Here is a 26,850-nt window from a genome sequence, read left to right as displayed (position 1 = left end):
CAAATTGGAATCTTACAAATTATCATTACCCGCAGCAACCGACGTCGGTCGCCTGGCAAACCTAAATTAGCCGCCATGACCTTCGTTTAACGGGGACCTGCCTGCGCACAGGCACCGCCTGCGTTCAGGCCCAATTCGGCTGGAAGTCCCCATGAGACGTGCACCCGCTATTCGCCACCGCCTGCTTCTGGGCGGCTTAGCCCTGCTGAGCCTGGGCAGTCTTCTGGCCTGGCGTACCCTACCCTTGGGCGCGGTACCGACCAACACCGTCAGCGTGACGCGTGCAGACATCGAAAGCAGCGTCACCGCGCTGGGCACGCTGCAACCCAGGCGCTATGTGGATGTTGGCGCACAAGCGTCCGGGCAGATTCGCACGCTCCATGTCGAAGCCGGCGATACCGTGCGCAAGGGACAACTGCTGGTGGAGATTGACCCGTCCACACAGCAGGCGCGCGTGGATGCCGGGCGCTTCTCCATCGACAACCTCAAGGCGCAGCTCGCCGAGCAGCGCGCCCAGTTCAAACTGGCCAGGCAGCAGCTCGCCCGCCAGCGCAGCCTAGCCGATGCCGGCGCCACCCGCGAAGAGGATGTGCAGGCGGCCGATGCGCAGCTCAGCGTCACCCAGGCGCGTATCGACATGTACCAAGCGCAAATCCGCCAGGCCCAGGCGAGCCTGCGCAGTGACGAAGCCGAGTTGGGCTATACCCGTATCTACGCCCCGATGGATGGCACCGTGGTGGCGGTGGATGCCCGTGAAGGCCAGACCCTCAATGCCCAGCAACAAACCCCATTGATTCTGCGCATCGCCAAGCTCTCGCCGATGACGGTGTGGGCGCAGGTGTCGGAGGCCGATATCGGCAAGGTCAAGCCCGGCATGACGGCCTATTTCACGACACTGGCCGGCGGCAAGCGCCGCTGGAGCAGCCGCGTCAGGCAGATCCTGCCGATTCCACCCAAACCGCTGGAGCAAACCAGCAGCGGTGGCGGCAGCCCGGCGAGCGCGACCAATGGCGCCACCGGTACTCAGGTGGTGCAGTACACCGTCTTGCTGGATGTGGAGAACCCTGACGGTGCGCTGATGGCCGAAATGACCACGCAAGTGTTCTTCGTCGCCGGGCAGGCCAGCGGTGTACTGACCGTACCCCTGGCTGCGCTGGACGAACAGGATGGCGTGCACATTGCACAGGTGCTCGCCCCCGATGGCCAGGTGCGACCGCGTCAGGTACGAACAGGGCTGAGCGATCGCCTGCGTGTGCAGGTGCTCGATGGCCTGGGCGAAGGTGAGCGGTTGCTGATCGGCCAAGGCAGTGGAGGCTGAATGACCACGCCCCTGATCGAACTGCGCGACATCTGCAAGGCTTACGGCGGCTTCGGCACCCCCAAGGTGGACGTGCTGCGAGGTATCAGCCTGCGCATTCATCCCGGTGAGTTCGTTGCGATCGTTGGCGCTTCGGGCTCCGGAAAATCCACCCTGATGAACATCCTCGGTTGCCTGGACCGCCCCACCAGCGGCAGCTATCACTTCGCGGGGATGGACGTGGCCGAGCTGGGCAACGATGAGCTGGCTTGGCTGCGCCGTGAGGCGTTCGGATTCGTCTTTCAAGGTTATCACCTGATCCCCTCCGGCTCTGCGCTGGAAAACGTAGAGATGCCGGCCATCTATGCCGGCATCCCGGCCCAGGAGCGCCACGCCCGCGCCGCGGCCCTGCTGGAGCGGCTAGGCTTGGCAAGCCGCACCGCCAACCGCCCGCATCAACTGTCGGGCGGTCAGCAGCAGCGGGTGTCGATTGCCCGCGCCTTGATGAACGGTGGCCACATCATCCTCGCCGACGAGCCTACCGGCGCCCTGGACAGCCACAGCGGCAAGGAAGTCATGGCGTTGCTGGACGAATTGGCCAGCCAAGGTCATGTGATCATCCTGATCACCCACGACCGAGATGTCGCGGCCCGCGCGCACCGGGTCATCGAGATCCGCGACGGCCTCATGATCAGCGACTCGGCCGATGAGCGCGACGGCACAGCCCGCCACCCAGGCCTGCAGGCCGATGCTCTGCGTCAGCGCCTGGACCAGGGGGCGCAGTTGCGCGGCGCCTGGAAAGGCGAGCTGGTCGAAGCACTCCAGGCAGCCTGGCGCATCATGTGGATCAATCGCTTTCGCACGGCGCTCACCTTGCTGGGTATCGTCATCGGGGTAGCCTCGGTTGTGGTCATGCTGGCCGTGGGCGAAGGCAGCAAGCGCCAGGTGATGGCGCAGATGGCCGCGTTCGGCTCGAACATCCTTTATCTCAACGGCAAGCCGGCGACACTCGGCGAGCCGGCAGGCACCGTCACCCTGGACGATGTCGCGGCCATCGGCGAATTGCCGCAGGTCAAGCACGTCATGCCCGTGATCGGGGAAAAGCTCATGGTGCGCCAGAACAACACCAGCCAGGTGTTTTACGTGGGCGGCAACAACACTTGGTTCGAGGACATTTTCAACTGGCCCGTGGTGGAAGGCTCATTCTTCAGCCAGGCCGACGAAGCCGCCGCGGCGGCGGTCGCCGTGATTGGCCAGAAAGTGCGGGAAAAGATGCTGGGCGACCATGCCAACCCGATCGGTCAATACCTGCTGATCGGCAACGTGCCATTCCAGGTGATCGGCATACTGGCGGGAAAAGGCGCCAGCTCCGGCGACCAGGACAGCGACGGGCGTATCGTGGTGCCGTACTCGGCCGCCGCCATCCGCCTGTTCGGTCATCGCGACCCCGACTACATCACCATTGCGGCGCGCGATTCGACCCAGGTCAACGCGACCGAGGCGGCCATCGATCACCTGTTGCGCCAACGCCACCAGGGCCGCCACGATTTCGAACTGACCAACGATGCGGCGTTGATCCAGGCCGAGGCACGCACCCAGAGCAGCCTATCGCTGATGCTAGGCGCCATCGCGGCCATCTCGCTACTGGTGGGCGGCATTGGGGTGATGAACATCATGCTGATGACCGTGCGCGAGCGTACCCGCGAAATTGGTATCCGCATGGCCACCGGAGCCCGCCAGCGCGACATCATGCGCCAGTTCCTCAGTGAGGCGGTCATGCTCTCGATGGTGGGCGGGCTCAGTGGCATCGTCCTGGCCTTGGTCGTCGGCGCCGGCTTGATGCTGGCCGATATCGCGGTGGCCTTCGCGCTGCCAGCCATGCTTGGCGCTTTTACCTGCGCTGTGATCACCGGCATCGTGTTCGGCTTCATGCCCGCACGCAAAGCCGCCCGACTCGACCCGGTCAAAGCCCTTACCAGCGAATAAGCCATGCCCTTGCCAAGCCGCATCAGCCTGTTGACCCTTTGCCTGGCGTTCGCCGGGTGCAGCCCACCCACCCTGCCCCAGGCAGCGGTCGATATGCCGCGTACCTGGCAGGGCCCGACACACGCTTTCGGTGAGGCCAACCGACCGGCGCGTCAGTGGTGGCAGTCCTTCAACAGCCCCGAGCTGGACAGCCTGGTGCAACGCGCCCTGCTTAACAGCCACGATCTGGCGGCCGCCACCGCACGCATCCGGCAGGCCAGAGCGCGAGCCGCCATCGCCAACGCACCCCTGCTGCCAGCGGTCGAGCTGGGCGTGGATGCCAGCCGCCAGCGGCTGCTCAAGGGTGAGGGTTATAACGACCTCGATGCCACCCGTAGCGAGCGCACCAGTACCGCGTTCGATACCCAGCTCAGTGCCAGCTATGAAATCGATTTCTGGGGCGGCCTGCGGGCTAGCCGCGACAACGCCCTGCGCACATTGCAAGCCAGCCGCTTCGACCGGCAGACGGTGCAGTTGACCCTGCTCAGCGACATCGCCGACACGTATCTGCAGGGCCTGGCCTTAGCCGAACAACTGCGCATCGCCCAACTGAACCTGGACAATGCACGGGGCATTTTGCGCCTGGTCCAGGCACGCCAGCGCGCAGGCTCGGCAACACGCCTGGAGCTTGCCCAGCAGCGCAGCCTGGTCGCGGCCCAGGAGCGTCAGGTCCCCCTGATGGCGCAACGCGTGCAAGATACCCGCATCACCCTTGCAACATTGCTCGGCGACCCAGTACAGCAACTGCCGACCAGCCGCCAGCCGTTCGCCAGCGTGGCCTGGCCGACGGTTGACAGCGGCCTGCCCAGCGACCTGCTGACCCGTCGCCCCGATATCGCCGCCGCCGAGGCCCGCCTGGCAGCGGCCAACGCCAACGTGCAGGTGGCCCGGGCGGCCATGCTGCCCAAGGTAACCCTTGGCGCCACCCTGGGCAGCGGCGCGCGCACCTTCGCCCAGACGCTGGAAAGCCCCTATTACACCCTGACCTCTGGTCTGCTTGCGCCGATTTTCGACAACGGCAGGCTCAGGGCTTCCCGCGATCTGGCCGAGGCCGAGCAGGCCGAACTGCTGGAGCAGTATCGCAGCAGCATTCTCGCTGGCCTGAGCGATGTGGAGAAGGCGCTCAATGCCCTGGACGGTGTCGACCGCCAACGCCACTGGCAGGACGAAGAAGTGCGACAAGCTCAACTGGCCTTTGACCTGGCCGAACAGCGCTATGGCGCAGGCGCCGAGACCGTACTGACCGTGCTGGAAACCCAGCGCACGCTGTATGTAGCCCAGGATCAGCAGGCAACGCTTCGCCTGGCCCGCTTGCAAGCGAGCGTGGCGCTTTACAAGGCGCTCGGTGGTGGGTGGCAGGTGGGCGGTGATGCCCCTTAGGCGCAACGCTGGGCTGGAAAAACGCCAGGGTCGCCGAGGCCGCTGCGCGGCCTATCGCGGCATGAATCTCCATGAACCCTCACCGCAATGGCCGCGTCACCTTGAGATGCCGGGCATACCATGGCCGCTGCGGCACCTTGGGCCGTAACGCGGCGAAACGATCATCCTCGGCATAGATGATGCGCAGGGCCAGCTTCATGGTCTCCGGGTCCATCTCCACACTCCGCCCTGGGCGCAGCCCAGGCACTGTGGAGCATCCATGGGTATCAGGCCCCAGCCAGGGGTCGGCAACTTCCACCCATCGCCCCGGTGCGAACCAGGGCACGCCGTTGACGTCCAGGCGCCGCACTTCACCAGGATGAAGCCGTTCATGGGCCTGGAACCAGTCCTCGATGCGGTCGTCGATCCAGCCATGAAAGCGCCAGAACACCGGGTTCACATGGGATGAAAAAGGGTCGCCGAGAAAATCGTTCTCGGCGCCATACCAGCGTTGGGCATAGTCGTCGGGCGTGCGCGCCATCGGCACCGGCATGCCGTTGGCCGGATCGCGCGGCACCGAGGCCCAGCGCATGTGCAGCCAGTCATGCAAGCCCAGCTCCAGCTCTGAGCCAAACTGCCCCAAGGTCAAGGTACTGAGGTAATGCGGATCGCTGTAGCGCGACTCCCAGACCTGGAAGTTGCCGTAGAACGTGTCGGGGCTCTTGATGTCACGCACCCACTGGGTGTACTCCTCGTCATCATCGGCCAGCCATGTCGGCGGCAAGGCGTTGCCGTCATGGTTGTCGAAGTAGGCTGCGAACCCTACGCGGTCGCGCTCGAGCGCTGGCTGGGGCAAAGGAAAACGCGGCCACGACGGTAACGGCTCAATGGCCCTGGCGTTGCCCAGCATGTGCCGATGCATGAACAGAAAGTCCTCGCCGGAGCCGTTGCGGTCCTTGTGCCGGCCCCGTGCATCACGCTCGCGCGCCCTCGGCCCTGGCTGCCAGCCAAGCCCGCGCAACGCACCGCGCTTTTCGTCATCGAGTTTGTGCCACTTGTCCCGCGACGCATGCCAGAGCTGGTGAAACAGCCGGTGTTCCGGCGCGATCAGCTTCGCCAGCAACGGCGCCGACAATGGCGTGCGCTCCCGCGCTTCGGGGAACGTTCTTTTCAGCGCCAGGAAACGGTTGTCCTGCACGGGCAGCGCCAGTGGCCGCTCAAGCGCCGCCACGTGCCCGCTCAAGGTCGCAGGCCCTGCGTTGCCGTACGCCCCCCAGACCTCGTCAAGCACAACCTGGCACTCGTAGCGTGCCCCCAGGGGGTTGGCGTCTGTGGCCAACAGCCGCCAGCGCAGTGTCCCTGGTCGGTCGAGCAACAAGTCAGCCACCACCCGATAGCGTGGCTCCAGGGTGCTGCGCAAACGTTCAGGGGTGTCGAGGTAGCCGCGCAACCCCCGCCCGCTCGAGGCCACATCCAGGAATAGCTCAAGCTCCCCTGACGGCATGCCGGCGAGCCCGGCCTCGCGGCCTTGAGGTGTCCAGCGCCAGATACCGCGCAAGGTGTCGCCCAGCTGCCTGACAGGCGTATCGGCAAGTTCCACCACCGCCTCGCCGGGGGTCTCAGGGTATTGCTCTTCACTGGCTCGCCGCCGCTGCAGGTACCGCGCGCCTGGCACTGCCATACCCGTCAATGCCACACCGGCGATGAACCCGCGTCGAGAAATCGTCATTGCCCTACCTGTGCTTTCACTTCGGCCATGGAGCACGGCCCATCCAAGGCTAGGACGTGGCTCGGCGGGCGAAATTTAGCGCTGCAGTGCGCCCTGGCACCTGTCTTCAGTCAACGGGCGGGCGCTTAAATTTCCGCTATCGCAGCTCGTTCCCTCCAGGTAGCGGCGGCATCCAAGCCCATCCCTCGACGGTGAACCTACTGAGACCAAGATGACGACACCACGCTGGAAAAAAGCCTTGTATATCAGCCTGGCCGCGGCCGTGACCGCCGGTGCCGGGTGGGCGGCCTGGGACTATCTCGACACGCCGTCAGGCTACCCCAGGGACGTCATGCGCCAGGCCAATGACCTGCAGGAACGCCTGCTTTCGTTCGACAGCCACATCACACTGCCGCTGACCTTCGGCACCGAAGGCAGCGAAGCCGACCAAGACGGTGCTGGTCGCTTCGACCTGAACAAAGCGGCGCGCGGGCGCCTGTCTGCCGCTGCCCTGACCATTTTCGCCTGGCCCGAATCCTGGACCGGCGACGATGGCCCACACCGCCCTACCCCCGGCTTCGTCGAGGCCGCCCGCCACACGCAAGAGGTGCGCTACAACGCCATCATGGGCATGGTCCGCGACTTTCCCGAACGGGTGGGCGTTGCCTATACCCCGCAGGACATGCGCAGGTTGCACGGCGAAGGCAAGTTTGCGGTGTTGCTCAGCATGCTCAATGCCTACGCACTGGGCGACGACCTGGACCAGCTGGACCGTTGGGCTGCGCGCGGCGTGCGCCTGTTCGGCTTCAGCTACGTGGGCAACAACAGCTGGGCCGACTCCTCGCGCCCGCTGCCCTTTTTCAATGACACCGTCGATGCACTCGAAGGCCTGTCATCCATCGGCAAGCAGGCAGTACAGCGCCTGAACGATCTGGGGGTGATCATCGACGTGTCGCAGATGTCCAGCCAGGCCCTGGCCCAGGTCGTGGCGCTCAGCCGGGCACCGGTGGTGGCGTCGCATTCGGCGCCCCGGGCGATGGTCGACATCCGCCGCAACCTGTCGGACAAGGAAATGCAACTGATCAAGGACAGCGGCGGTGTCATCCAGATCGTCGCCTTCTCCACCTACCTCAAGCCCTTGAGCAACAAAACCCAGGAGCGCCTCAACGCGCTGCGCAGCGACTATGCCCTGCCGCCCCTGGCTGACCTGAACTACGCCCTCATGCCGGGCGACCCCGTTATCGCGGGCTGGCCGGAACAGAAAGTGGGCCAGTACGCCAATGCGTTGTACGCCATTCTCGACGAAGAACCGCCAGCCACGCTCAAGGACTACGGCGACGCCATCGACTACGCGGTGCGCAAGGTCGGCATCGACCATGTAGGCCTGAGTTCGGACTTCAACGAGGGCGGTGGCATTGACGGCTGGCAGGACGCCAGCGAGGCCCGCAACGTCACGGCCGAACTGATTACACGAGGTTACTCCGAAGCTGACATCAGCAAGCTGTGGGGCGGCAATTTCCTGCGTGTCTGGCAGCAGGTGCAGGCGGCAGCGGCCCCTGGCGCCACCCCCTCACGATGATGATGCGAGCCCTCAGATGAACGACCGTCGCGCCTTTCTCAAGCAGGCCAGCCTGCTCGCTGCCAGCCTGCCACTGGCAAGCCATTTGATACCCGCCGCCCAGGCAGCGCCCACACGGGCCGCAGGCTCTGACGCCTGGGCGGGCTTTCGCAGCTTGTTCGACCTCGACCCAGCCTACGCCCACTTCGCCAACTTTCTGATCACCTCGCACCCAAAACCGGTACGCGACGCCATCGAGGCTCTGCGCGCGCAATTCGATCGGCACCCGGCCCGGCTGGTGGACTGGGATAGCCAGTCGGAATGGAAGCACGAAGCGCAGGTCCGCGAAGCGGCGGCCCGTTACCTGCAAGTCGCACCACGGCAAATTGCCCTGACCGGCAGCACGACAGAGGGCTTGGGCCTAATCTACGGCGGGCTCAAGATAGCACCCGGGCAAGAGATCCTGACGACGGTGCACGAGCACTCGGCAGCGCGCCACACGTTGGACTTTCGCACCGCCCGCGATGGCACCCCGGTACGCCGGCTGCGCCTGTTCGACGAGCCGTGGAACCTGTCCACCGACCAAGTGCTGAGCACCATCAAGGCGGCCATCAACCCCAAGACCCGCGTGCTGGGCATGACCTGGGTGCACTCGGGCAGTGGCGTGAAGCTGCCGGTGGGCGCCATCGGCGAACTGGTGCGCGAGGCCAACCGGGACCGCGCCGAGCATGAGCGCATCCTGTACGTCGTCGACGGCGTGCATGGCTTTGGTGTAGAGGACATGCACTTTGCCGAGCTCAACTGCGACTACTTCATTGCCGGCACGCACAAGTGGATGTTCGGCCCGCGCGGCACAGGGATCATCTGCGCGGCCAGCACCGCACTCGACAACCTGAACCCCCTCATCGCGACTTTTTCCGAAGATGAGGATTTCGCCACCACCTTCACCCCAGGCGGCTATCACGCCTTCGAGCACCGATGGGCGCTGGGCGCAGCCTTCGACTTGCACCTGCGGCACGGCAAGGCCGCCATACAGGCACGCATTCACGGCCTCAACGACTACCTCAAACAGCGGCTCGAAACGATGCCGGGCGTGCAACTGGTCACGCCGCGCAGCACTCGCCAATCGGCAGGTTTCACCTTCTTTCGGGTAGCCGACCAGGATGCCGACGAGGTCGCCGCCTACCTCAACAGCCAGCGCATCGTCGTCGATGCGGTGTCGCGCGACGTGGGCCCGGTGGTACGCACTGCACCGGGCCTGCTCAACACCGAAGCCGAAATCGACCGGCTGATCGCTGTGCTCACTCCACGCTTGCGCCGCTGAACCCCTCATGCAGACCATCGATCACGGACTTTTCACCATGCCCAACCTGCCTTGCGTTTCATTCAAGCCATTGTCCAGCACCCTGTACAGGCTCGGCACTGCCGTGCTGCTCGGCCTGCTGGCCAGCCCTGCCGTACACGCGGGCGAAGCGATCAAACCCGGTAGCGTTTTCAAGGACTGCCCACATTGCCCGGAAATGGTAGTGCTGCCCGCCGGCAGTTACCTGATGGGTACCCCGGAGGATGAAGTGGGTCGCGAATACGATGAGGGCCCGCAGCATACCGTGACCTTCGCCAAACCGTTCGCGGTGGGCCGCTTCCCGGTCACCGCAGGCGAGCTGGATGCGTACATCCGTGAAACCGGGGTCAAGATCGCCGATGGCGACACCCGTCCTGGCCGCTTCTGCAAGGCCAGCAAACCCACCTACAAGCAGGGCCCTCGCCAGCCGGCGGTGTGCATCAGCTGGTTCGACGCCGATGCGTATGCTCAATGGCTGACGAAAAAAACCGGGCACACTTACCGCCTGATCAGCGAGGCGCAGCGCGAATACGCCGCCCGGGCCGGCTCCACTGGCTCTTTCCCGTTCCCCTTCGACAACAACGACGAGAAGGCCTACAGCATCAGCCAGCACGCCAATACCTATGGCCCTGCCGATGGCTACTCCTACACCGCGCCCGTGGGCAGCTACCCGGCCAACGCCTTTGGCGTGTACGACATGCACGGCAATGTCTACGAGTGGACGGCCGACTGCCTGAACCCAGACTACGAAGGTGCGCCTGCCGATGGCAGCGCCTGGAAAACCGGCAACTGCGAGAAACGCGTCATGCGCGGCAACGACTGGGGCGAGGCCCCGGTGTTCTCGCGCTCGGGCAACCGCAACAACCGCTCGCCCGAGGTTCGCGGCGATTTCCTTGGTTTCCGAGTCGTCCGCGAACTCTGACAGCCCCACGCGATTGAGGAGAAACACATGACCCATCAACCTCGTGGCGCCGTCAGGGAACTGTTCGGCCTGCTCAAGCCGTTCTGGCCTCTGGTCACGGTTTGCATCGTCCTGGGCATGATCGGTGGCCTGAGCGTCACCGCTTTGCTGGCCACCATCAACAGCAGCTTGCACAGCGACGCCGGCCTGACACAGGGCGTGGTACTGGGCTTCGCTGGCCTGTGCCTGCTGGCCCTGCTCAGCTCGATTCTGTCCGACATGGGCACCAACTACGTAGGCCAACACGTCATCGCCACCTTGCGTCGTCAGCTGGGTGAGAAGGTGCTGGCCGCGCCCATCGACCAGATCGAGCGCTACCGCAGCCATCGGCTGATCCCGGTACTGACCCATGACGTGGACACCATCAGCGACTTCGCCTACGTCTTCGCCCCGCTGGCCATCTCGCTCACCGTGACGCTGGGGTGCCTGGGCTACCTGGCGCACCTGTCTTGGCAGATGTTCCTGGTGATCCTGGTGGCCATCGGTGTGGGCACCGTGCTGCAGTTCATCGCCCAGGCCAAAGGCATGCGGGGCTTCGAAGCCGCGCGGGAAGCCGAGGACGACTTGCAAAAACACTACAGTGCCATCGCCGAAGGGGCCAAGGAACTGCGCATTCACCGGCCGCGCCGCCAACGGATGTTCAGCCACGGCATCCGCGACACGGCCAATCGGATCTGCGCCACCCAGGTCCGCTCGATCAACACCTTCGTGATCGCCAAGACCCTGGGCTCGATGTTGTTCTTCGTGGTGATTGCGGTGGCGCTGGCCCTGCAATCGTACTGGCCCTCGGCGGACAAGAGCGTTACCAGCGGTTTCGTGCTGGTGCTGCTGTACATGAAAGGCCCGCTGGAGCACCTGATCAGCACCCTGCCGATCATCGGCAAGGCCCGGATCGCCTTTCGTCGTATTGCTGCGCTGTCGACGCAGTTCTCCTCGCCCGAACCACACCTGCTGCTGGACGACGCACGCAAACCAGCCATGGCCATGAACTTGCTAGAACTCAAGGACGTTCGCTACACCTTCCCTGCCGTGGAGGGCGCCGAGCCCTTCCAGTTCGGGCCGGTGAGCCTGCAGGTCCAGCAAGGCGACATCGTGTTCATCGTCGGTGAAAACGGCTGCGGCAAGACCACCCTGATCAAGCTGCTGCTGGGCCTGTATGCCCCGCAAGCCGGGAGCATCGTGCTCAACGGCCAGCCCGTGACGGCCCAGACCCGTGATGACTACCGCCAGCTGTTTACCACCATCTTCGCTGACTACTACCTGTTCGACGACGTGATCCAAGGCGATCAACCGCTACCCGATGACGCCGGGCGCTACCTCAGGCGCCTGGAGATCGACCACAAGGTGAGCATCCGCGACGGGGTGTTCAGCACCACCGACCTGTCCACCGGCCAGCGCAAGCGCCTGGCGCTGGTCAGCGCCTGGCTGGAGGAGCGTCCCGTACTGGTGTTCGATGAATGGGCCGCCGACCAGGATCCGACCTTCAGGCGGATCTTCTACACCGAGCTGCTGCCGGACCTGAAGCGGCTGGGCAAGACCATCATCGTGATCTCCCACGACGATCGCTACTTCGATATGGCCGACCACTTGGTGCGCCTGCACCGCGGCAAGATCGCGCCAGCACTCCACCCCGCCTGAAGCGTTGTAACCGGACTGAAATTTTTTCTTTCCGGTTTTCCTGTGCTGGTGCGTCTCACTGAGCAACTAATACAAATCATTATCATTTAAATCTCCACCAGAGAGGATGTAATGCCAGCCCTTAGCACGCTCAACCCGATCACCCAAGCCTTCAGGCTTCACCGTGTCTTCCAGACGACGCTGCTCGGCTCGAGCCTGGGCATGGCGCTGTGCCTGCCGCTGTCGGCCCAGGTGATGGCCCAGGAAGTGGACGTGGACATTGCCGCCATGCCGCTCTCCGCTTCGCTGCAGGCGTTCGGTCGCCAGGCCGACCAGCAGGTGCTGTTCAGCCCCGATGATGTGCAAGGGCTCAACGGTCGAGCCGTCAAGGGCCACCTCACCGCGCAGCAGGCCCTGGCAACCTTGCTGGCAGGCACGGGGCTTGCGTACGACATCCAGGGCAACAGCGTGACCATTCACCGTCGTGGCAACGACACCAGCTCGCTGCAGCTGGACGCCACCACCGTGCAGAGCAACCTGGACGGCTCGAGCGAAGCCAGCCGTTCGTACACCGTCAACAGCAGCAGTGCGTCCACCAAGCTGCCCATGTCCCTGCGTGAAACCCCCCAGTCGGTCAGCGTCATGACCCGTCAACGCCTGCAAGACCAACAGCTGACCACCCTGAGTGACGTGCTCAAGCAGGCGCCGGGCCTGTCGGTGCAGAACATCGACAGTGAGCGGGTGAACATCTATTCGCGCGGCTATTCGATCGACAGCTACCAGTTCGACGGTATCCCCACGACCCTGATCGTGCAGACCAGTGCCAGCCCACAAAGCCTGATCGACACCTCGATTTATGATCGCGTCGAAATCGTGCGCGGCGCTACCGGCCTGATGACAGGCGCCGGTGACCCCTCGGGCAGCATCAACCTGGTCCGCAAGCGCCCGACCTCCACCTTCCAGGGCTCGATCACCGCCGGGGCGGGTTCCTGGGACACCTACCGCACCGAGGTGGACGTGTCCGGCCCCCTGACCGACGATGCCCGCCTGCGCGGTCGCACGGTCGTGGCGTACAAGCAGGGCAACAGCTACATCGACCACTACCAGCAGGAAAAACAGACCTACTACGGCATCCTCGAAGCCGACCTCACCGACAGCACCCTGTTGAGCGTGGGCGTGGACTACCAGAAGAACAACCCGCGTGGCGTATCGTTCGCCAGCTTCCCGCTGTTCTACAGCAATGGCGAACAGACCGACTTTTCCCGTTCGATCAACGCAGGTTCGCGCTGGAGCTACCGTAAGCAGAACACTCTTACCACCTTCGCCAACCTTGAGCAGAGCCTGGTCAACGACTGGAAGCTCAAGGTGGCGGTCAACAACATGTACAGTTCGCGCGACTATTCCCTGGCCTCGCTCAGCGGCGACTTCCCCGAGAAGCAAACCGGCGAAGGGGCCTACCTGTACGGCGGCGACGGCTCAGGCTCGCAGCGCCAACTGGGCATCGACGCCTTGGTCCAGGGCCCCTTCCAGCTGTTGGGCCGCGAGCATGAGCTGGTGATCGGCTTGAGCGGTTCGGAATTCCACGACTACAGCGACCCGGCCGACGACGACCTGGAAGGCCGTCCGGCCAACATCTACACCTGGGACAACGACACCGAGCGCCCCCTTTCCGTGGGCAAGCTGATGAACGACGACACCACCGTGCGTCAGAACGCCGCGTACATGGTGGCGCGTTTCAAACCCACCGATGACCTGTCGCTGATCCTGGGCGCACGGGTGGGCGACTACAGCTACAAGAAAAAAACCGTGGCCAACCCGTCCTATCCGGGCCTGAACAGCCGCGCCTCCACCCGCGAGAGCGGTTTCGTCACCCCTTATGCAGGGGTGGTGTACGACCTTACCGACATCCACTCGCTTTACGCGAGCTACACCAAGATCTACAAGCCGCAGTCGATCCGCGATCAGGCAGGCAAGACCCTGGAATCGCGCGAAGGTGACAACTACGAAATTGGCCTGAAAAGCGAATTTCTGGATGGGCGGGTCAACACCGCCGTCGCCCTTTACGAAATCAAGCAGGACAACCTGGGCGTGGCCACCGGCGAAACCGTCGAAGGGACCATTCGTGAGTCGGCGTACCGCGCGGTGTCCGGCGCCAAGACCCGCGGCATCGACATGGAAATCTACGGCGAAGTCATGCCCGACTGGAACGTCAGCGCCAGCTACAGCCACAGCCTGACCAAGGACTCGGACCGCGAGCGCATCATGACCGAAGCGCCTGCCAACCTGGTCAAGCTCTGGACCACATACCGCCTGCCCGGCGATCTCAACCAGCTGACCGTGGGCGGCGGCATGAACTGGCAGAGCGGCCTGAGCCTGACCACCAGCCAGGGCAAGGCGACCCAGCAGCAATACGCTGTGTTCGACCTGATGGCACGCTACGACATCACCAAGGAACTGAGCGCCACCGTCAACGTGAACAACGTGTTCGACAAGAAGTACTTCAGCGCATTGGACCCCACGTTCTTCACCGGTTACTACGGTGAGCCCCGCAACGTGATGTTCACCACCCGGTACAGCTTCTAAAGCCCCTGTCTGTGACGACAAGCCGGCTCGGCGACTGAGCCGGCTTGCCTGCGAAGTGCAGGGAGGCAGCGCGACTCGAACGCTATCAAGCATCCAGTCACCTCCCCACGTATAAGATCGGTGATGCCGAAAAACTGCATTCACTGGCCATCGAGCGTGGGTTCAAGGTCTGGTGGCTACTGATCTACTTCATCGCCTCATTGCTCGCAGCTTCACCCTTGATTTCGACCGGCCCTAGGGCTTTCCTGCTCGGTTTATGTGGTTGGCTGCAGTCACCACTCCCTGTGGCGGCTTGTATGCCTACCTGGCATTGCGGGATTTCATCAAGATCACCCGCGCGCAAGCCTTAGTTAAGAATCAGAAAAAGCACACACCTACTCTCCAAGTTGGTCGCACTACATAGGCCTGGATGTGTGTGTGCTCTGTTACGGTAACGGCACGCGAGGACTATTACGCTCGTCCCCCAACCGCGCTCAACCACGCCCCCACATCCCGATAAATCCCCCCGACCTGCCCCACCAACCCCGACATCCGCAAAAAGTCATGGCTAAGCCCCTGCGCCCGCACAAAGGTCACCGGCGTCCCGCTTGCCTGCAACCTGTCGCGATACGCTAGGCCTTCATCGTGCAATGGGTCGTACTCCGCTACCCACAGGTAGGCCGGCGCCAGCGGCGTGTCCACTTGGGCCAGCAGCGGTGAAGCGCGCCAGTCCAGGCGTTGTTCGGGCAGCGGTGCGTAATGCTGGTAGAACCACGCCAGCGTCTCGGTCTCCAGCAAATAGCCTTCGGCATGCTGGCGGTGGGAGTCGCGCAGGCACGACAGGTCGGTGACCGGGTAGAACAGTAACTGCGCCAACGGCTTGATCGCCAGCGTTTCAGGGGCCTTGACCGCAGTGATGGCCAGGACGGTCGCAAGGCTTGCGCCGACGCTGTCGCCGGCAAACACCACCCGGCGGTTGTCCAGCCCAAGGGCCAGGGCGTGCTCGGCCAGCCAGTTGGCGGCATCGAGCGCGTCGTTCACAGGGACCGGAAAACGGTGCTCCGGCGCCAGTCGGTAATCCGGGGCGAGCACTGCGAAGTCGCCCATGCTCGCCAGGCGCCGGCACACCGAGTCGTGCGAGTCGAGGCTGCCGACCACATAGCCGCCGCCGTGCAGGTAGAGGATCACCGGTTGCGGTGCAGCTGCAGGCTGCCCGTTGCGGTAGAGCCGAGCGGGCAGCTGGGCGCCGTCGCGGGTCGGGATGCTCAGTTCGCTGACACTCAGGTCACCGGGCGGGCTGGGGTCGAGCACTTGCGAGCTGGCGGCGAATTCGGCGCGGGCCTGGGCCACGTCCATCGCGTGCATGGGCTGGCTCTTGCCGGTCAGCCTGCCGAATTCGACCAGTTCCAGAAACGCTGCCAGGTCAGGGTGCAATGCCATGTTCGATCCTTACTTGAAAATCAGTGACAGGGCGCGTCACGCGCGCCCTTGGGTTTCGGTGGTCGTGTCCAGGCACTCGCACACCTCGCGCAGCAGCTGGGGCTGCTTGAGGATCTCGAAGTGCGACGCGTGGATGAGCGTTGCATCGTCCTGGCTGAACCGCCGTTGATAAGCTTGAGCCGGTGCGCCGTACCCGTCCTCTGCCCACCAGAAGCTGGCCGGGCACTCGATGGCGGGCAGCGACGCAAGGCGTCGCGACAGCGCCTTCAGGCGCAGCGCCACCGTAAAGGCATGCACCAGTTCCTCGGCAGCGAAGCGCGGTGAATCACCGCTGACCAGCACGTGGGCCTGCACTTGCGCTACCAGCGCTTCAAGGGCCGGGTGGGAGCCGTCGTCAGACAGGTCGAACGCCGGCAGGCTTTCGGGCGGCTGGTCGAGGATGATGGACAAGAAGTTGCGCAGCTCTTCGGTCAGGTCGTCTTCCGGCCCGTGGTCACCGGGCACGAAGCTGTCCACCAGCCCAACGAAGTGCACGCACTGGCCCTGCCCTTCCAGCACACGGGCCACCAGCAGCGCCAACGGCCCGCCCAGCGACCAGCCCAGCAAGTGGTACGGCCCTTGTGGTTGCTGTTCGCGGATGAACCCTGCGTAGTCCTGGGCCATGGCTTCCAGCGAGCTGTCCTGCCAGTGCTTGTCCAGCAGCATCCTGCACTGCACGCCGATGACCTGGCGCACCCCGTCCAGCCGTCGCGCCAGAGGCTCATAGTCGAACACGGTGCCGAACCCTGCGTGAAGACAGAACAGGGGCTCGCACTGCGCGACCGGGCCATTGAGCGGCAGCAGCGGTGAAAGCACTGCCACGGCGTCGTCCACGTAACCGGACAACTCGGCGATGGTGGGTTTGCTCATCATGTCGCGCAGCTTCAGCTCAACGCCCAACGCCGGTTGATTGCGCACCTTGGACAGCACCTTCAGGGTGCGCAAGGAATCGCCGCCCAGCTCGAAGAAGTTGTCCGTCACCCCAACCTGCTCCAGCTCCAGCACCTCTTGCCAGATCGCGGCAAGGCCGGCTTCGAGGGCGTTGCGCGGCGCCACGTACTCGCGACCCTTGAAGGACGGGTCTGGCAGCGCCTTGCGGTCAACCTTGCCGTTGGGGCTCAGCGGCAGGTGCTCCAGCACCAGGATCTGGCTGGGCACCATGTAGTCAGGCAAGCCCTGTTGCAATGCCATGCGCAGCGCCTCGCCTTGTAGCGCCGGGCTGCTGGTGGCCACATAACCGATCAGTTGCTTGCCGCCTTCGGTGTCACGGGCCACGACGACCGCATCGCGCACCTGGGGTTGGCTGCGCAAGCGGGCCTCGATTTCGCCCAGCTCGATACGAAAGCCCCGGATCTTGACCTGATGATCCAGGCGGCCAAGGAAGTCGATCACCCCGTCTGCCCGGCGGCGCACCAGGTCGCCGGTGCGGTACAGGCGCGCACCCTTGCCACTGGGGTCGGCCACGAATCGCTCGGCCGTCAGGCCTGGTCGAGCATGGTAGCCCCGCGCAAGCCCTTGCCCGCCGATGTACAACTCACCTGGCACGCCGTCCGGCAATGGGTTCAGGCAGGCATCGAGAATGTGCAGGGTACGCTCACCCACCCGTGTGCCAATCGGCGCATAGGCCGCCTCGCAGCGCTGGTCGGTATCGACCACCCACAGCAACGGTGTGACCACCGTCTCGGTGGGGCCGTAGCCATTGGTCAGCAGCCTTGGACGCAGGGTGCGCTTGACCAATTCGAAGTTGGCATCGGCCACGGCGTCGCCGCCAAAGCAGTAGATCTGCACCGGTGGCGGGTTATCGAAGGCCTGGCCGTATTCGGCCAACTGTTGCAGGTACGCAGGCGGGAAACAGGCGATGGTGATGGCCTGCTCATGCAGCACCTGCCAGGTTTCCTCGGGCGTCCACAGACGGTTGTCGCGCACCACCAGCTGACCACCGGCCGCCAGGGTGGACAGCCACCGCTCCTGGGCGCCATCGAAGGCGAACGACATGAACAGCAACTCGCGGGTCGCCTCGCTCATCCCATAGCGCTCGATGATGGCCTGGCAGTGCATGGCCAGCGGCCCGCGGGCGACCGCAACGCCTTTGGGCTTGCCCAACGAACCGGAGGTGTAGATCAGGTACGCCAGGTTGTCTTCGTCGATCACCACCGCCGGCAGGGCGACCTGCGCCTGCACCGGCGCGAGCGATTCGAGCAGCAGCGTGTCGACCCCTTCGGCGCTTGGCAAACGTTCGCTGACGCTGGCCTGGCTGATGAGCAGCCGCATGGCTGAGTCCTCGATGATCCACTGCACCCGCTCGCGCGGGTAATCGATGTCGACAGGCACATACGCAGCGCCGGTCTTGAGCACCGCATAGAAGGCCACGATCATGTCTACCGAGCGCTCCAGCGCCACCCCGACACGTACCTCCGGGGCAGCACCGGCGTCGATCAGGGCCACGGCCAGGCGGTTGGCGCGCGCTTCAAGCTCGGCATACGTCAGGGACTGCCCGGCGCAGCTGACCGCTACCTGCTGACCACGGGCCTGTACATGCCCGGCGATGCGCTGCAGCAGCGGCGTGCGGGTCGGGTTGGCGACCAGCCGGTTGGCCTCGGCCTGCTGCCGCTCAGCGTCGGCATCGAGCATGGGCAGGCTGCCGATGGCGGCCAGTGGGTCGCCCAGCAGCGCTTGGAGCAAGCGCTCGAAGCTGCGCCTAATGCCCTGGCAGGCAGCGTGGCTGAAGCGGCTGCGCCAGTACAGGAACTCGATGCTCAAGGTGTCATCCAGGTGCACGGCAAGGTCCATGGCATAGTTGGTCACGTCGCGGCCTTCGCTGGCGCCGAAGCGCAAGCCGTCTTCGCCGGCGTCTTGCAGGCGCTCGTCCAGGGGATAGTTCTCGAACACCACGATGCTGTCGAATAACGCCTGTCCGCTTTGCCCGGACCAACGCTGTACATCGGCCAAAGACACGTGCTCGTAGTCGCGCACCTGCACGTTGTAGTCCTGCAGGGCCTGCAACCACTGCCCCACCGGCTGTTCGGGCAGAGGCGCCTGGATGATCGGCAGCGTGTTGATGAACAAGCCCAGCATGTCTTCAGCACCCGGCAGGTTTGCCGGACGACCGGCGACGGTTGCGCCGAAGCACACGCGCGCTTGCCCGGTGTAGCGTTGCAGCAGCAGCAGCCAGGCTGCCTGGATCAGCGTGTTGGGTGTGACCCGCAGGCGCTGGGCCTGATCACGCAGTTGCCGGGTTTGCGCGGCGTCCCAGTTCAAGTACAGCGCGTCGTAGCCGTCGGCCTCGGCGACGGGCGCTGGATGCAACCCGGTGGCCAGCAGGGTGGGCCCTTCGAGCCCGGCCAGCTTGTCTTTCCAGAAGTGTTCCATCTGCGCCTGGGGCTGGGCGGCCAGCCAGGCGATGTAGTCGCGGTAGCTGCCGTGTTTGCCGGGCAGTGCTTGTCCACCGTACACGGCGAACACCTCACCCAGCAGGCGTGAGTGGCTCCAGCCGTCCATGAGGATGTGGTGGCTGCTCCAGATCAGTTGCTGGCGCCCCTCATCCAGGCGCACCAGGGTCAGGCCCATCAAGGGCGGCTGCAGCAGGTCGAAGCCGCGGGCGTAGTCCTGCTCGGCCAGGCCTTGCAGGTCGGCGGCGCTGACCGGGCGACCCCGCCAGTCGAGCTCGCGCACACGCAGTTCGGCACGCTTGGCCACCCATTGCAATGGCTCGTTGAGGTGGCTTTCGGTCCAGAACCCGGTGCGCAGAATTTCATGGCGATCGACCATGTGCTGCCAGGCCGCGAGGAAGCGGGCGTTATCCAACCCTTGTACCTGCACGCTGGTTTGGCTGACGTACAGCCCCTGCTGGGCGGCTTCGAGGGTGTGGAACAGGATGCCCTGCTGCATCGGCGACAGCGGGTACAGGTCTTCGACAGCCTCGGCCGGTACCGGCAAACGGTCCAGCTGTGCTTGGCTCAGCCCCGCGAGCGGGAAGTCGGACGGGGTCAGGCAGAGGTGTTCCAAGGCCAGGCAGTGCTCAACGACCGTACGCAGCTCGCTCACGTAGGCATGCGCCAGGTGCTCGATGATGCCCGCGGCGAACCGCTGGCGGCTGAAGGTGAAGTCTAGCTTCAGGGCGCCTTCGAACACCTGCCCGTTGATGGTCAGGGCATTGCCCAGCGGCGCCTGATCACTGACCTGGCGCCCGCCGCTTTCCGCGGCCGGGGCGAACAGCGCATCGTCCTCACCGGCGGCGCTGGCGCTGAACTGGCCCAGGTAGTTGAAGGTGATGCGTGGCTGCGACAGACCGGTCAATGCCTGGCGGGTAGCCGCATCGCCCAGATAACGCAGCACACCAAAGCCAATGCCTTTGTCCGGGATGGCGCGCAGGTGTTCCTTGACCTGCTTGATGGTGTCCCCCACTGGCCCCGCCACCGGCAGTCTCACCGGGAACAGGCTGGTGAACCAGCCTACGGTACGGGTGAGGTCGACGTCGTCGAACAGCGCCTCGCGGCCGTGGCCTTCCAGCTCGATCAATGCCGCGTGCTCGCCCGTCCAGTGGCAGATCACCCGCGCCAGGGCGGTCAGCAGCAGGTCGTTGACCTGGGTGCGGTAAGCGGCCGGGGCCTGCTGAAGCAGTTGCCGAGTCAACGCTGCATCCAGTTCAACCTGCACGGTCTGGGCGTCGCCCACCTGCTGGCTGCCTTGGGCATCTTCGCCAGGCAGCGTCTGGGCAAAGCCCTGCAGTTGGGCCTGCCAATAGCCCAGTTGCTGGCGCAGGGTTTCGCTTTGGGCGTGGGCTTGCAGGCGTTCGGCCCAGGCCTTGTAGGCGCTGGTCTTGGCCGGCAGGCTGAGCGGCTGCCCGGTCAGGCACTGCTGGTAAGCCTGCTGCAGGTCCTCGAACAGAATGCGCCACGACACGCCATCGACCACCAGGTGATGGATCACCAGCAGCAAGCGCTGGCTGCCGTCGGCCAGGGTGGCCAGCACTGCGCGCAGCAGCGGGCCCTCGGCCAGGTCCAGGCTGCGCTGGGCATCGTCGCACAGGGCAGTGAGTGCCTGGACATCGGTCACCTCGCGTTGCCACAGCAGCGGCTGGGCGTTGTCGCCGTGGCAGGCCTGCCAACCCTGATCGCCTTCACTGAAGCGCAGGCGCAGGGCATCGTGATGGTGCACCAACGCCTGCAACGCTTGCTCGAGCGCAGCCCCGTGAAGCGGCGCGCTCGGCACCAGCAGCACCGACTGGTTCCAGTGGTGACGCTGGGCGATGGCTTCGCTGAAGAAGCTGTGCTGCACCGGCAACAACGGCGTGGTGCCGGTGACCGCACCCTGATCGATCTGCAAGGCTGTGCCTGCCGTGCCAACGACCTGGGCCAAGGCCCGGAGGGTCTGGTGCTGGAACAACGCTTTCGGGGTCAGGTGCAGCCCCAGCTGCCGCGCTCGGCTGACGACCTGGATAGAGATGATCGAGTCACCGCCCAGCTCGAAGAAGTTGTCGTCCACCCCGACCCGCTCAAGCTTCAGCACATCTTGCCAGACTGTGGCCAACTGCTGTTCGAGCGCTGTCTGCGGGGCGACGAAAGCATGGCTGCTGGCAGCCTCGGGCTGGGGCAGCGCCTTGCGGTCGATCTTGCCGCTCGGGCTCAATGGCAGGCCGTCGAGCACCATCAGGTGAGCCGGCACCATATAGTCCGGCAGGCTCGCCTTGAGCGCTTCGCGCAGCGTGGCCACGTCCACCTGCGTGACCACATAGCCCACCAGTTGCGGCCCACTGGGGCCAGGCTGCGCCATGACCAGCGCCTCGCTGACACCGGCCTGGGCCAGCAGGCAAGTCTCGATCTCGCCCAGCTCGATGCGGAAGCCACGGATCTTCACCTGATGGTCCACCCGGCCAACGTAGTCGATCACGCCATCGGCGCGGTAGCGCGCCAGGTCGCCCGTGCGGTACAAGCGCCCGCCGTTGCCGGCGAACGGGTCGGGCAGGAAGCGCTCGGCGGTCAGCGCGCTGCGGCCGAAGTAGCCACGGGCCAGCAACTCGCCCCCGATCACCAGCTCACCCACGACACCGGTCGGTACCGGTTGCCCGGCATCGTCCAGCAGGTAGATCTCCCGACCAGGCAAGGCCGTGCCGATCGGCAAGGTGTGAGGTACGGGTTGTTCGCCCAGCACGTACGGGGTGCAGTCGAGCGTGGTGGAGGTGACCGTGGTTTCCGTCGGGCCGTAGGTGTTGAGCAGGCGCACATGGCCCAGGCCGGCCTTGAGCCAGGCGGCCATGCCTTCAGGGGGCATGGCTTCGCCGCCCGCATGAATCTGGCGGAGCTGCCCGTAGTCGCGTGGCCCTACGCTGGCAAACTGGGTTGCCAGCAGGTTCCAGTACGCGGTCGGCAGGTCGGCCACGCTGATGCCGTGGGCCAGCACCCGCTGGTAGAACGTCTCGCTGTCCCAGATTTCATTGCCGCGCAGCATCACGGTGGCACCGCAGACCAGCGGGGCGTACAGCTGCTCGACGAAGGCATCGAAGTTGAACGTGGCAAATTGCAGCACGCAATCGGACGCGTGGATATCGGAATACCACTGGGCCACGAAGGCGTGGCGGGTCAAGGCACCATGGCTGATGGCCACGCCCTTCGGCCGGCCCGTCGAGCCGGAGGTGAAGATCACGTAGGCCAGGTTGTCGGCGTGCACGCGGTTGAGCGGGTCGCTGCCGGAGCCGTTGCCGTCGTCAGGCGTATCCAGCAGCAGGCACTGCACCTGCGCGTCCAGTGCCAGCGTTTCGCGCAAGTGCGACTGGGTCAACAGCAACGCGACGCGGCTGTCCTCGACCATCTGCTGCAGGCGCTCTTGGGGGAATTTCGGGTCGAGCGGTACATAGCCGCCGCCTGCCTTGAGCACGGCCAGCAGGGCAACGACCATCGGCGCATCGCGCTCGACGGCGATGCCGACCAGCACGTCGGGGCCCACGCCTTGGGCGATCAAGCGGTGCGCCAGGCGGTTGGCCGCTGCGTTGAGCTGGGCGTAGGTCAGCTCGGTGGTTTCAGTGATCAGCGCAGTGTGGTTCGGAACGCGCCGGGCCTGCTGCTCGAACAGCACATGGGCAGGCGCCAGGCTTGGGTATTCACCGGCGGCCATGCCCCAGTCCTGCACCGGGGCGCGCTGACGCCCGTCGTCCAGCAGGGTCAGATCGCCCAGGCAAAGCCCGTCGGCCCCCTCGACCATTTGCAGGAGCAAGTGGGCCAGGTTGTCACCGATGCTCGCGATACCCGGGGCATCGAACGCCTCGCCCGCATAGGTGAAGTGCAGCAGCACGGTGGACCCGGCGTTTACGCTGACGGTCAGCGGGTAGTTGCTCTGCTCATGGTTATCGATGCTGCCAAAGCGCAGGTCCACGGGCGCTGCTTGCAGCGCCTCGGAAACCGGATAGTTCTCGAACACCAGGATGTTGTCGAACAGTGCTTCACCGCCCTGCCCGGCCCAGCGCTGGATATCGAAGAGCGGGGTGTGCTCCTGCTCGCGCAGCGCCAGGTTGAGCTCTACAAGCGCGTGCAGCCACGCCTGCAGCGGCTGCTCTGCCTGGGGGCTGGATACCACCGGCAAGGTGTTGATGAACAGGCCGATCTGCTGCTCCACGCCGCTGATCGCCGCCGGGCGCCCGGCGACGGTGGCCCCGAACACGACGCCGTTGTGCCCGGTGTAGCGTTGCAGCAGCAACAGCCAGGCCGCCTGGATGACGGTGTTGAGGGTGACTTTGTGACGGCGCGCAAAGGCATTCAGGCGCTGGGTGTGATGTTCGTCCAACCGGTGGAAATGATCGCGTTGACCTGTGCTGCGCGTTGCCGGCTTCAAGGCTTGTGCAAGCAGGGTCGGCGCCGGCAGGCAGGCCAGTTGATCGCGCCAGAACACTTCGCTGGCCTGACGGTCCTGGCGCAGCAACCAACCGATGTAGTCGCGGTACTGCGTAGGCCCATGGGTCACCGGCTGGCCAGCATAGCGCTGGAGCACTTCGCCCAGAAGCTGCGAGGTGCTCCAGCCGTCCATCAGGATATGGTGGCTGGTGTAGATCAGGTGATAGTCCTGCGCGTTGGTCTGTGCAAGTACCAGCCTGAGCAGCGGCGCGGTGTGAAGCTCGAAGCCTTGTTGCAGTTCGCTTTGCGCCACGGCGTCGAGGGTGGCTTTTGCAGCGGGGTCGTCGCGCAGGTCCAGCAGGCGGAACGGCAGCTCGACCCGGCTCAGGACCATCTGCACGGCCTGCTCGAACTGCCAGTTGAACCCGGTGCGCAGGATGGCGTGGGCGTCGAGGGTGGCCTGCCAGGCGCTGCGAAAACGCTGCGGGTCGAGCCCGCCGATGTCCAGGCGCATCTGATTCAGGTAATCGCCGCTGCCCTGCTCGTACAGGCTATGGAACAACATGCCTTGCTGCATCGGGGACAGTGGATAGATGTCCTCGAGGTTGGCCGCCGACACCGCAAGCTGGTCCAGCTGCGCCTGGTCCAGACCGGCCAGGGGGAAGTCGGAGGGCGTCACGCCACCTGCATCAGGGGCCAGGCAGTGTTCGATCAGCGCCTGCAGTTGTGCGCCGTAGGCATCGGCCAAAGCCTCGATGGCCTGCACATCGAACTGCTCGCGGCTGAACGTCCAGTCCAGGCTCAGGCAACCGTCGTATACGCGCCCGTTGAGCACCAGCCAGTTGTCCAGGGGTGCGTCCGGGCTTTGCTCACGGCCGCGCTTTTCTGTGGCGGGGGTGAACAAGGCGTCATCGTCGCCAGCAAAACTGCCGTCGAACTGGCCCAGGTAGTTGAAGGTGATACGCGGTGTCGCCAGCGCCGCCAAGGCCTCGCGTGTGGCAGCGTCCCCCAGGTAACGCAGGACACCGTAGCCGACACCCTTGTCGGGAATGCCGCGCAGGTGCTCCTTGACCTGGCGAAGCGTGTCGCCAAGGTCGCTGGACACGGGCAACTTCACCGGGAACACGCTGGTGAACCAACCCACGGTACGGGTGAGGTCGACGTCGTCGAACAGCTCCTCGCGGCCATGGCCTTCCAACTGGATCAGCGCGGCCTGTTCGCCTGTCCACTGGCAGATCACACGCGCCAGGGCGGTCAGCAGCAAGTCGTTGACCTGGGTGCGGTAGGCTGCAGGCGCCTGCTGCAACAGGCGACGGGTTTGCTGGGCGTCCAGGCGGGTCTGCACAGTCTGGGCGTGGTGCCCCTGCATGCCTGCATCGACCTTGACGCCCGGCAGGTCTGCGCGCTGCCCGCGCAGTTGTGCCATCCAGTAGTCCTTCTGCCCCTGCAGCGCCGGGCTGTGGGCATGCGCCTCCAGTTTCTGCGCCCAGGCCTTGTAAGCCGTGGTCTTGCTCGGCAGTTTCACGGGCTGCCCGGCCAGGCATTGCGCGTAGGCCTGTTGCAGGTCCTCGAAGAGGATGCGCCACGACACGCCATCGACCACCAGGTGATGGATCACCAGCAGCAAGCGCTGGCTGCCGTCGGCCAGCGTGGCCAGCACGGCGCGCAGCAGCGGGCCCTCGGCCAGGTCCAGGCTGCGCTGGGCATCGTCGCACAGGGCGGTCAGCGCCTGGGCATCGGCCACCTGGCGTTGCCACAGCAGCGCCATCACCGGCTCGCCATGTTCGGCCAACCAGCCTTGCTCACCTTCGCTGAAGGTAAGGCGCAGCGCATCGTGATGTTGCACAAGCGCCTGCAACGCCTGCTCCAGTGCAACGCCCTGAAGTGCTGTGCGCGGTACCAGTAGCACCGACTGGTTCCAGTGGTGACGCTGGGCAATGACCTCGCTGAAGAAGCTGTGCTGCACCGGCAGCAGCGGCATGCCGCCGAGGACGGTGCCTTGGTCGATCTGCACCGCGCTGTCGGCATTGCGCACGACCTTGGCCAGGGCGCGCAGGGTCTGGTGCTGGAACAGCTCCTTGGGCGTGAAGTGCAGCCCCTGCTGACGGGCCCGGCTGACCACCTGAATGGAGATGATCGAGTCACCGCCCAGCTCGAAGAAGTTGTCGTCCACCCCGACCCGCTCAAGCTTCAGCACGTCTTGCCAGATACGCGCCAGTTGCTGTTCGAGCGGGGTCTGGGGGGCGATGAACGCCTGGTTGCTGGAGGCCTCGGGCAGCGGCAGCGCTTTGCGGTCGATCTTGCCGCTCGGGCTCAGCGGCATGTGATCGAGCAGCATGACATGGGCAGGAACCATGTAGTCCGGCAGGCTCGCCTTGAGCGCTTCGCGCAACGCCTGCACGTCTGCATCTGCAACCAGGTAAGCAACCAGTTGCGGCCCGTTCGGACCAGGCTGTGCCACGACCAACGCCTCGCTGACACCGACCTGGGCCAGCAGGCAGGTTTCGATCTCGCCCAGCTCGATGCGGAAGCCACGGATCTTCACCTGATGGTCCACCCGGCCGACGTAGTCGATCACGCCATCGGCGCGGTAACGCGCCAGGTCGCCCGTGCGGTACAAGCGCCCGCCGTTGCCGGCGAACGGGTCGGGCAGGAAGCGCTCGGCGGTCAGCGCGCTGCGGCCGAAGTAGCCACGCGCCAGCAACTCGCCGCCGATCACCAGCTCACCCACGACACCGGTCGGCACCGGTTGCCCGGCATCGTCCAGCAGGTAGATCTCCCGACCAGGCAAGGCCGTGCCGATCGGCAAGGTGTGAGGTACGGGTTGTTCGCCCAGCACGTATGGAGTGCAGTCGAGCGTGGTGGAGGTGACCGTGGTTTCCGTCGGGCCGTAGGTGTTGAGCAGGCGCACATGGCCCAGGCCGGCCTTGAGCCAGGCGGCCATGCCTTCAGGGGGCATGGCTTCGCCGCCCGCATGAATCTGGCGCAGTTGCCCGTAGTCGCGTGGCCCTACGCTGGCAAACTGGGTTGCCAGCAGGTTCCAGTACGCGGTCGGCAGGTCGGCCACGCTGATGCCGTGGGCCAGCACCCGCTGGTAGAACGTCTCGCTGTCCCAGATT

11 protein-coding genes (1 of these 11 running past the window's edge) are annotated in these 26,850 nt (G+C 65.1%); 8 read left to right on the top strand and 3 right to left on the bottom strand.

The window, feature by feature from the left end; translation table 11 throughout:
* Nucleotides 1-151: 151 nt before the first annotated feature.
* From FH041_RS02655 to FH041_RS02645, 3 genes are read left to right on the top strand one after another with little or no spacing between them, the layout of a single operon-like run.
* A complete protein-coding gene (locus FH041_RS02655; RefSeq protein WP_049695671.1) occupies nt 152-1,318 on the top strand; it encodes an efflux RND transporter periplasmic adaptor subunit in 1,167 nt (388 codons plus the stop codon).
* On the top strand, nt 1,319-3,283 hold the full coding sequence (locus FH041_RS02650) for a MacB family efflux pump subunit (protein WP_049695670.1): 1,965 nt from the start codon (nt 1,319-1,321) through the stop codon (nt 3,281-3,283). It begins immediately after the preceding gene.
* 3 nt (nt 3,284-3,286) lie between these two features.
* Nucleotides 3,287-4,702: an efflux transporter outer membrane subunit gene (locus FH041_RS02645; protein ID WP_104926374.1), complete on the top strand. Its 1,416-nt coding sequence runs from the start codon at nt 3,287-3,289 to the stop codon at nt 4,700-4,702.
* 79 nt (nt 4,703-4,781) lie between these two features.
* Here FH041_RS02645 and FH041_RS02640 read toward each other — a convergent pair whose 3' ends face one another.
* A complete protein-coding gene (locus tag FH041_RS02640; protein ID WP_088523613.1) occupies nt 4,782-6,410 on the bottom strand; it encodes a PvdJ/PvdD/PvdP-like protein in 1,629 nt (542 codons plus the stop codon).
* 211 nt (nt 6,411-6,621) lie between these two features.
* On the opposite strand from FH041_RS02640, the gene FH041_RS02635 reads away from it, so the two are divergent.
* The 5 genes from FH041_RS02635 (at nt 6,622) to FH041_RS02615 (ending at nt 14,450) form a co-directional block, all read left to right on the top strand.
* A complete protein-coding gene (locus FH041_RS02635) occupies nt 6,622-7,968 on the top strand; it encodes a dipeptidase (protein WP_027916311.1) in 1,347 nt (448 codons plus the stop codon).
* Between the two features lie 16 nt (nt 7,969-7,984).
* The gene (locus FH041_RS02630; RefSeq protein WP_049695666.1) at nt 7,985-9,271 is read left to right on the top strand and encodes an aminotransferase class V-fold PLP-dependent enzyme; all 1,287 of its coding nucleotides are present in this window, start codon (nt 7,985-7,987) and stop codon (nt 9,269-9,271) included.
* A 37-nt stretch (nt 9,272-9,308) separates the two neighbouring features.
* Entirely contained in the window at nt 9,309-10,211 is a 903-nt protein-coding gene (locus tag FH041_RS02625; RefSeq protein WP_033736625.1) for a formylglycine-generating enzyme family protein, read from the top strand.
* Nucleotides 10,212-10,238: 27 nt separating this feature from the next.
* Nucleotides 10,239-11,888: a cyclic peptide export ABC transporter gene (locus tag FH041_RS02620; RefSeq protein WP_140174155.1), complete on the top strand. Its 1,650-nt coding sequence runs from the start codon at nt 10,239-10,241 to the stop codon at nt 11,886-11,888.
* Between the two features lie 111 nt (nt 11,889-11,999).
* Nucleotides 12,000-14,450 carry a TonB-dependent receptor gene (locus FH041_RS02615; protein ID WP_082693195.1) on the top strand — a complete coding sequence of 817 codons (2,451 nt, stop codon included), beginning with the start codon at nt 12,000-12,002 and terminating at the stop codon, nt 14,448-14,450.
* Nucleotides 14,451-14,900: 450 nt separating this feature from the next.
* On the opposite strand, the gene FH041_RS02610 is transcribed toward FH041_RS02615, so the two are convergent.
* Both FH041_RS02610 and FH041_RS02605 read right to left on the bottom strand, forming a co-directional pair.
* A complete protein-coding gene (locus FH041_RS02610; protein WP_027916316.1) occupies nt 14,901-15,869 on the bottom strand; it encodes an alpha/beta hydrolase in 969 nt (322 codons plus the stop codon).
* 36 nt (nt 15,870-15,905) lie between these two features.
* On the bottom strand, nt 15,906-26,850 hold the 3' portion of the coding sequence (locus FH041_RS02605; RefSeq protein WP_140174154.1) for a non-ribosomal peptide synthase/polyketide synthase. The gene runs 6,743 nt beyond the window's last position; the window shows 10,945 of its 17,688 coding nt (coding positions 6,744-17,688); its start codon lies off the right edge, out of view; its stop codon occupies nt 15,906-15,908.

This window comes from Pseudomonas sp. SWI7, assembly GCF_006351945.1.
In the GTDB taxonomy this organism is placed as follows: Bacteria; Pseudomonadota; Gammaproteobacteria; order Pseudomonadales; family Pseudomonadaceae; genus Aquipseudomonas; species Aquipseudomonas fulva.
This window is presented reverse-complemented; position numbering and strand designations above follow the sequence as displayed.

Bases quoted from the DNA above. Each gene is read 5' to 3' on its own strand.
- FH041_RS02655 (WP_049695671.1), top strand. From the start codon at position 152: ATGAGACGTGCACCCGCTATTCGCCACCGCCTGCTTCTGGGCGGCTTA.
- FH041_RS02650 (WP_049695670.1), top strand. From the start codon at position 1,319: ATGACCACGCCCCTGATCGAACTGCGCGACATCTGCAAGGCTTACGGC.
- FH041_RS02645 (WP_104926374.1), top strand. From the start codon at position 3,287: ATGCCCTTGCCAAGCCGCATCAGCCTGTTGACCCTTTGCCTGGCGTTC.
- FH041_RS02640 (WP_088523613.1), bottom strand. From the start codon at position 6,410: ATGACGATTTCTCGACGCGGGTTCATCGCCGGTGTGGCATTGACGGGT.
- FH041_RS02635 (WP_027916311.1), top strand. From the start codon at position 6,622: ATGACGACACCACGCTGGAAAAAAGCCTTGTATATCAGCCTGGCCGCG.
- FH041_RS02630 (WP_049695666.1), top strand. From the start codon at position 7,985: ATGAACGACCGTCGCGCCTTTCTCAAGCAGGCCAGCCTGCTCGCTGCC.
- FH041_RS02625 (WP_033736625.1), top strand. From the start codon at position 9,309: ATGCCCAACCTGCCTTGCGTTTCATTCAAGCCATTGTCCAGCACCCTG.
- FH041_RS02620 (WP_140174155.1), top strand. From the start codon at position 10,239: ATGACCCATCAACCTCGTGGCGCCGTCAGGGAACTGTTCGGCCTGCTC.
- FH041_RS02615 (WP_082693195.1), top strand. From the start codon at position 12,000: ATGCCAGCCCTTAGCACGCTCAACCCGATCACCCAAGCCTTCAGGCTT.
- FH041_RS02610 (WP_027916316.1), bottom strand. From the start codon at position 15,869: ATGGCATTGCACCCTGACCTGGCAGCGTTTCTGGAACTGGTCGAATTC.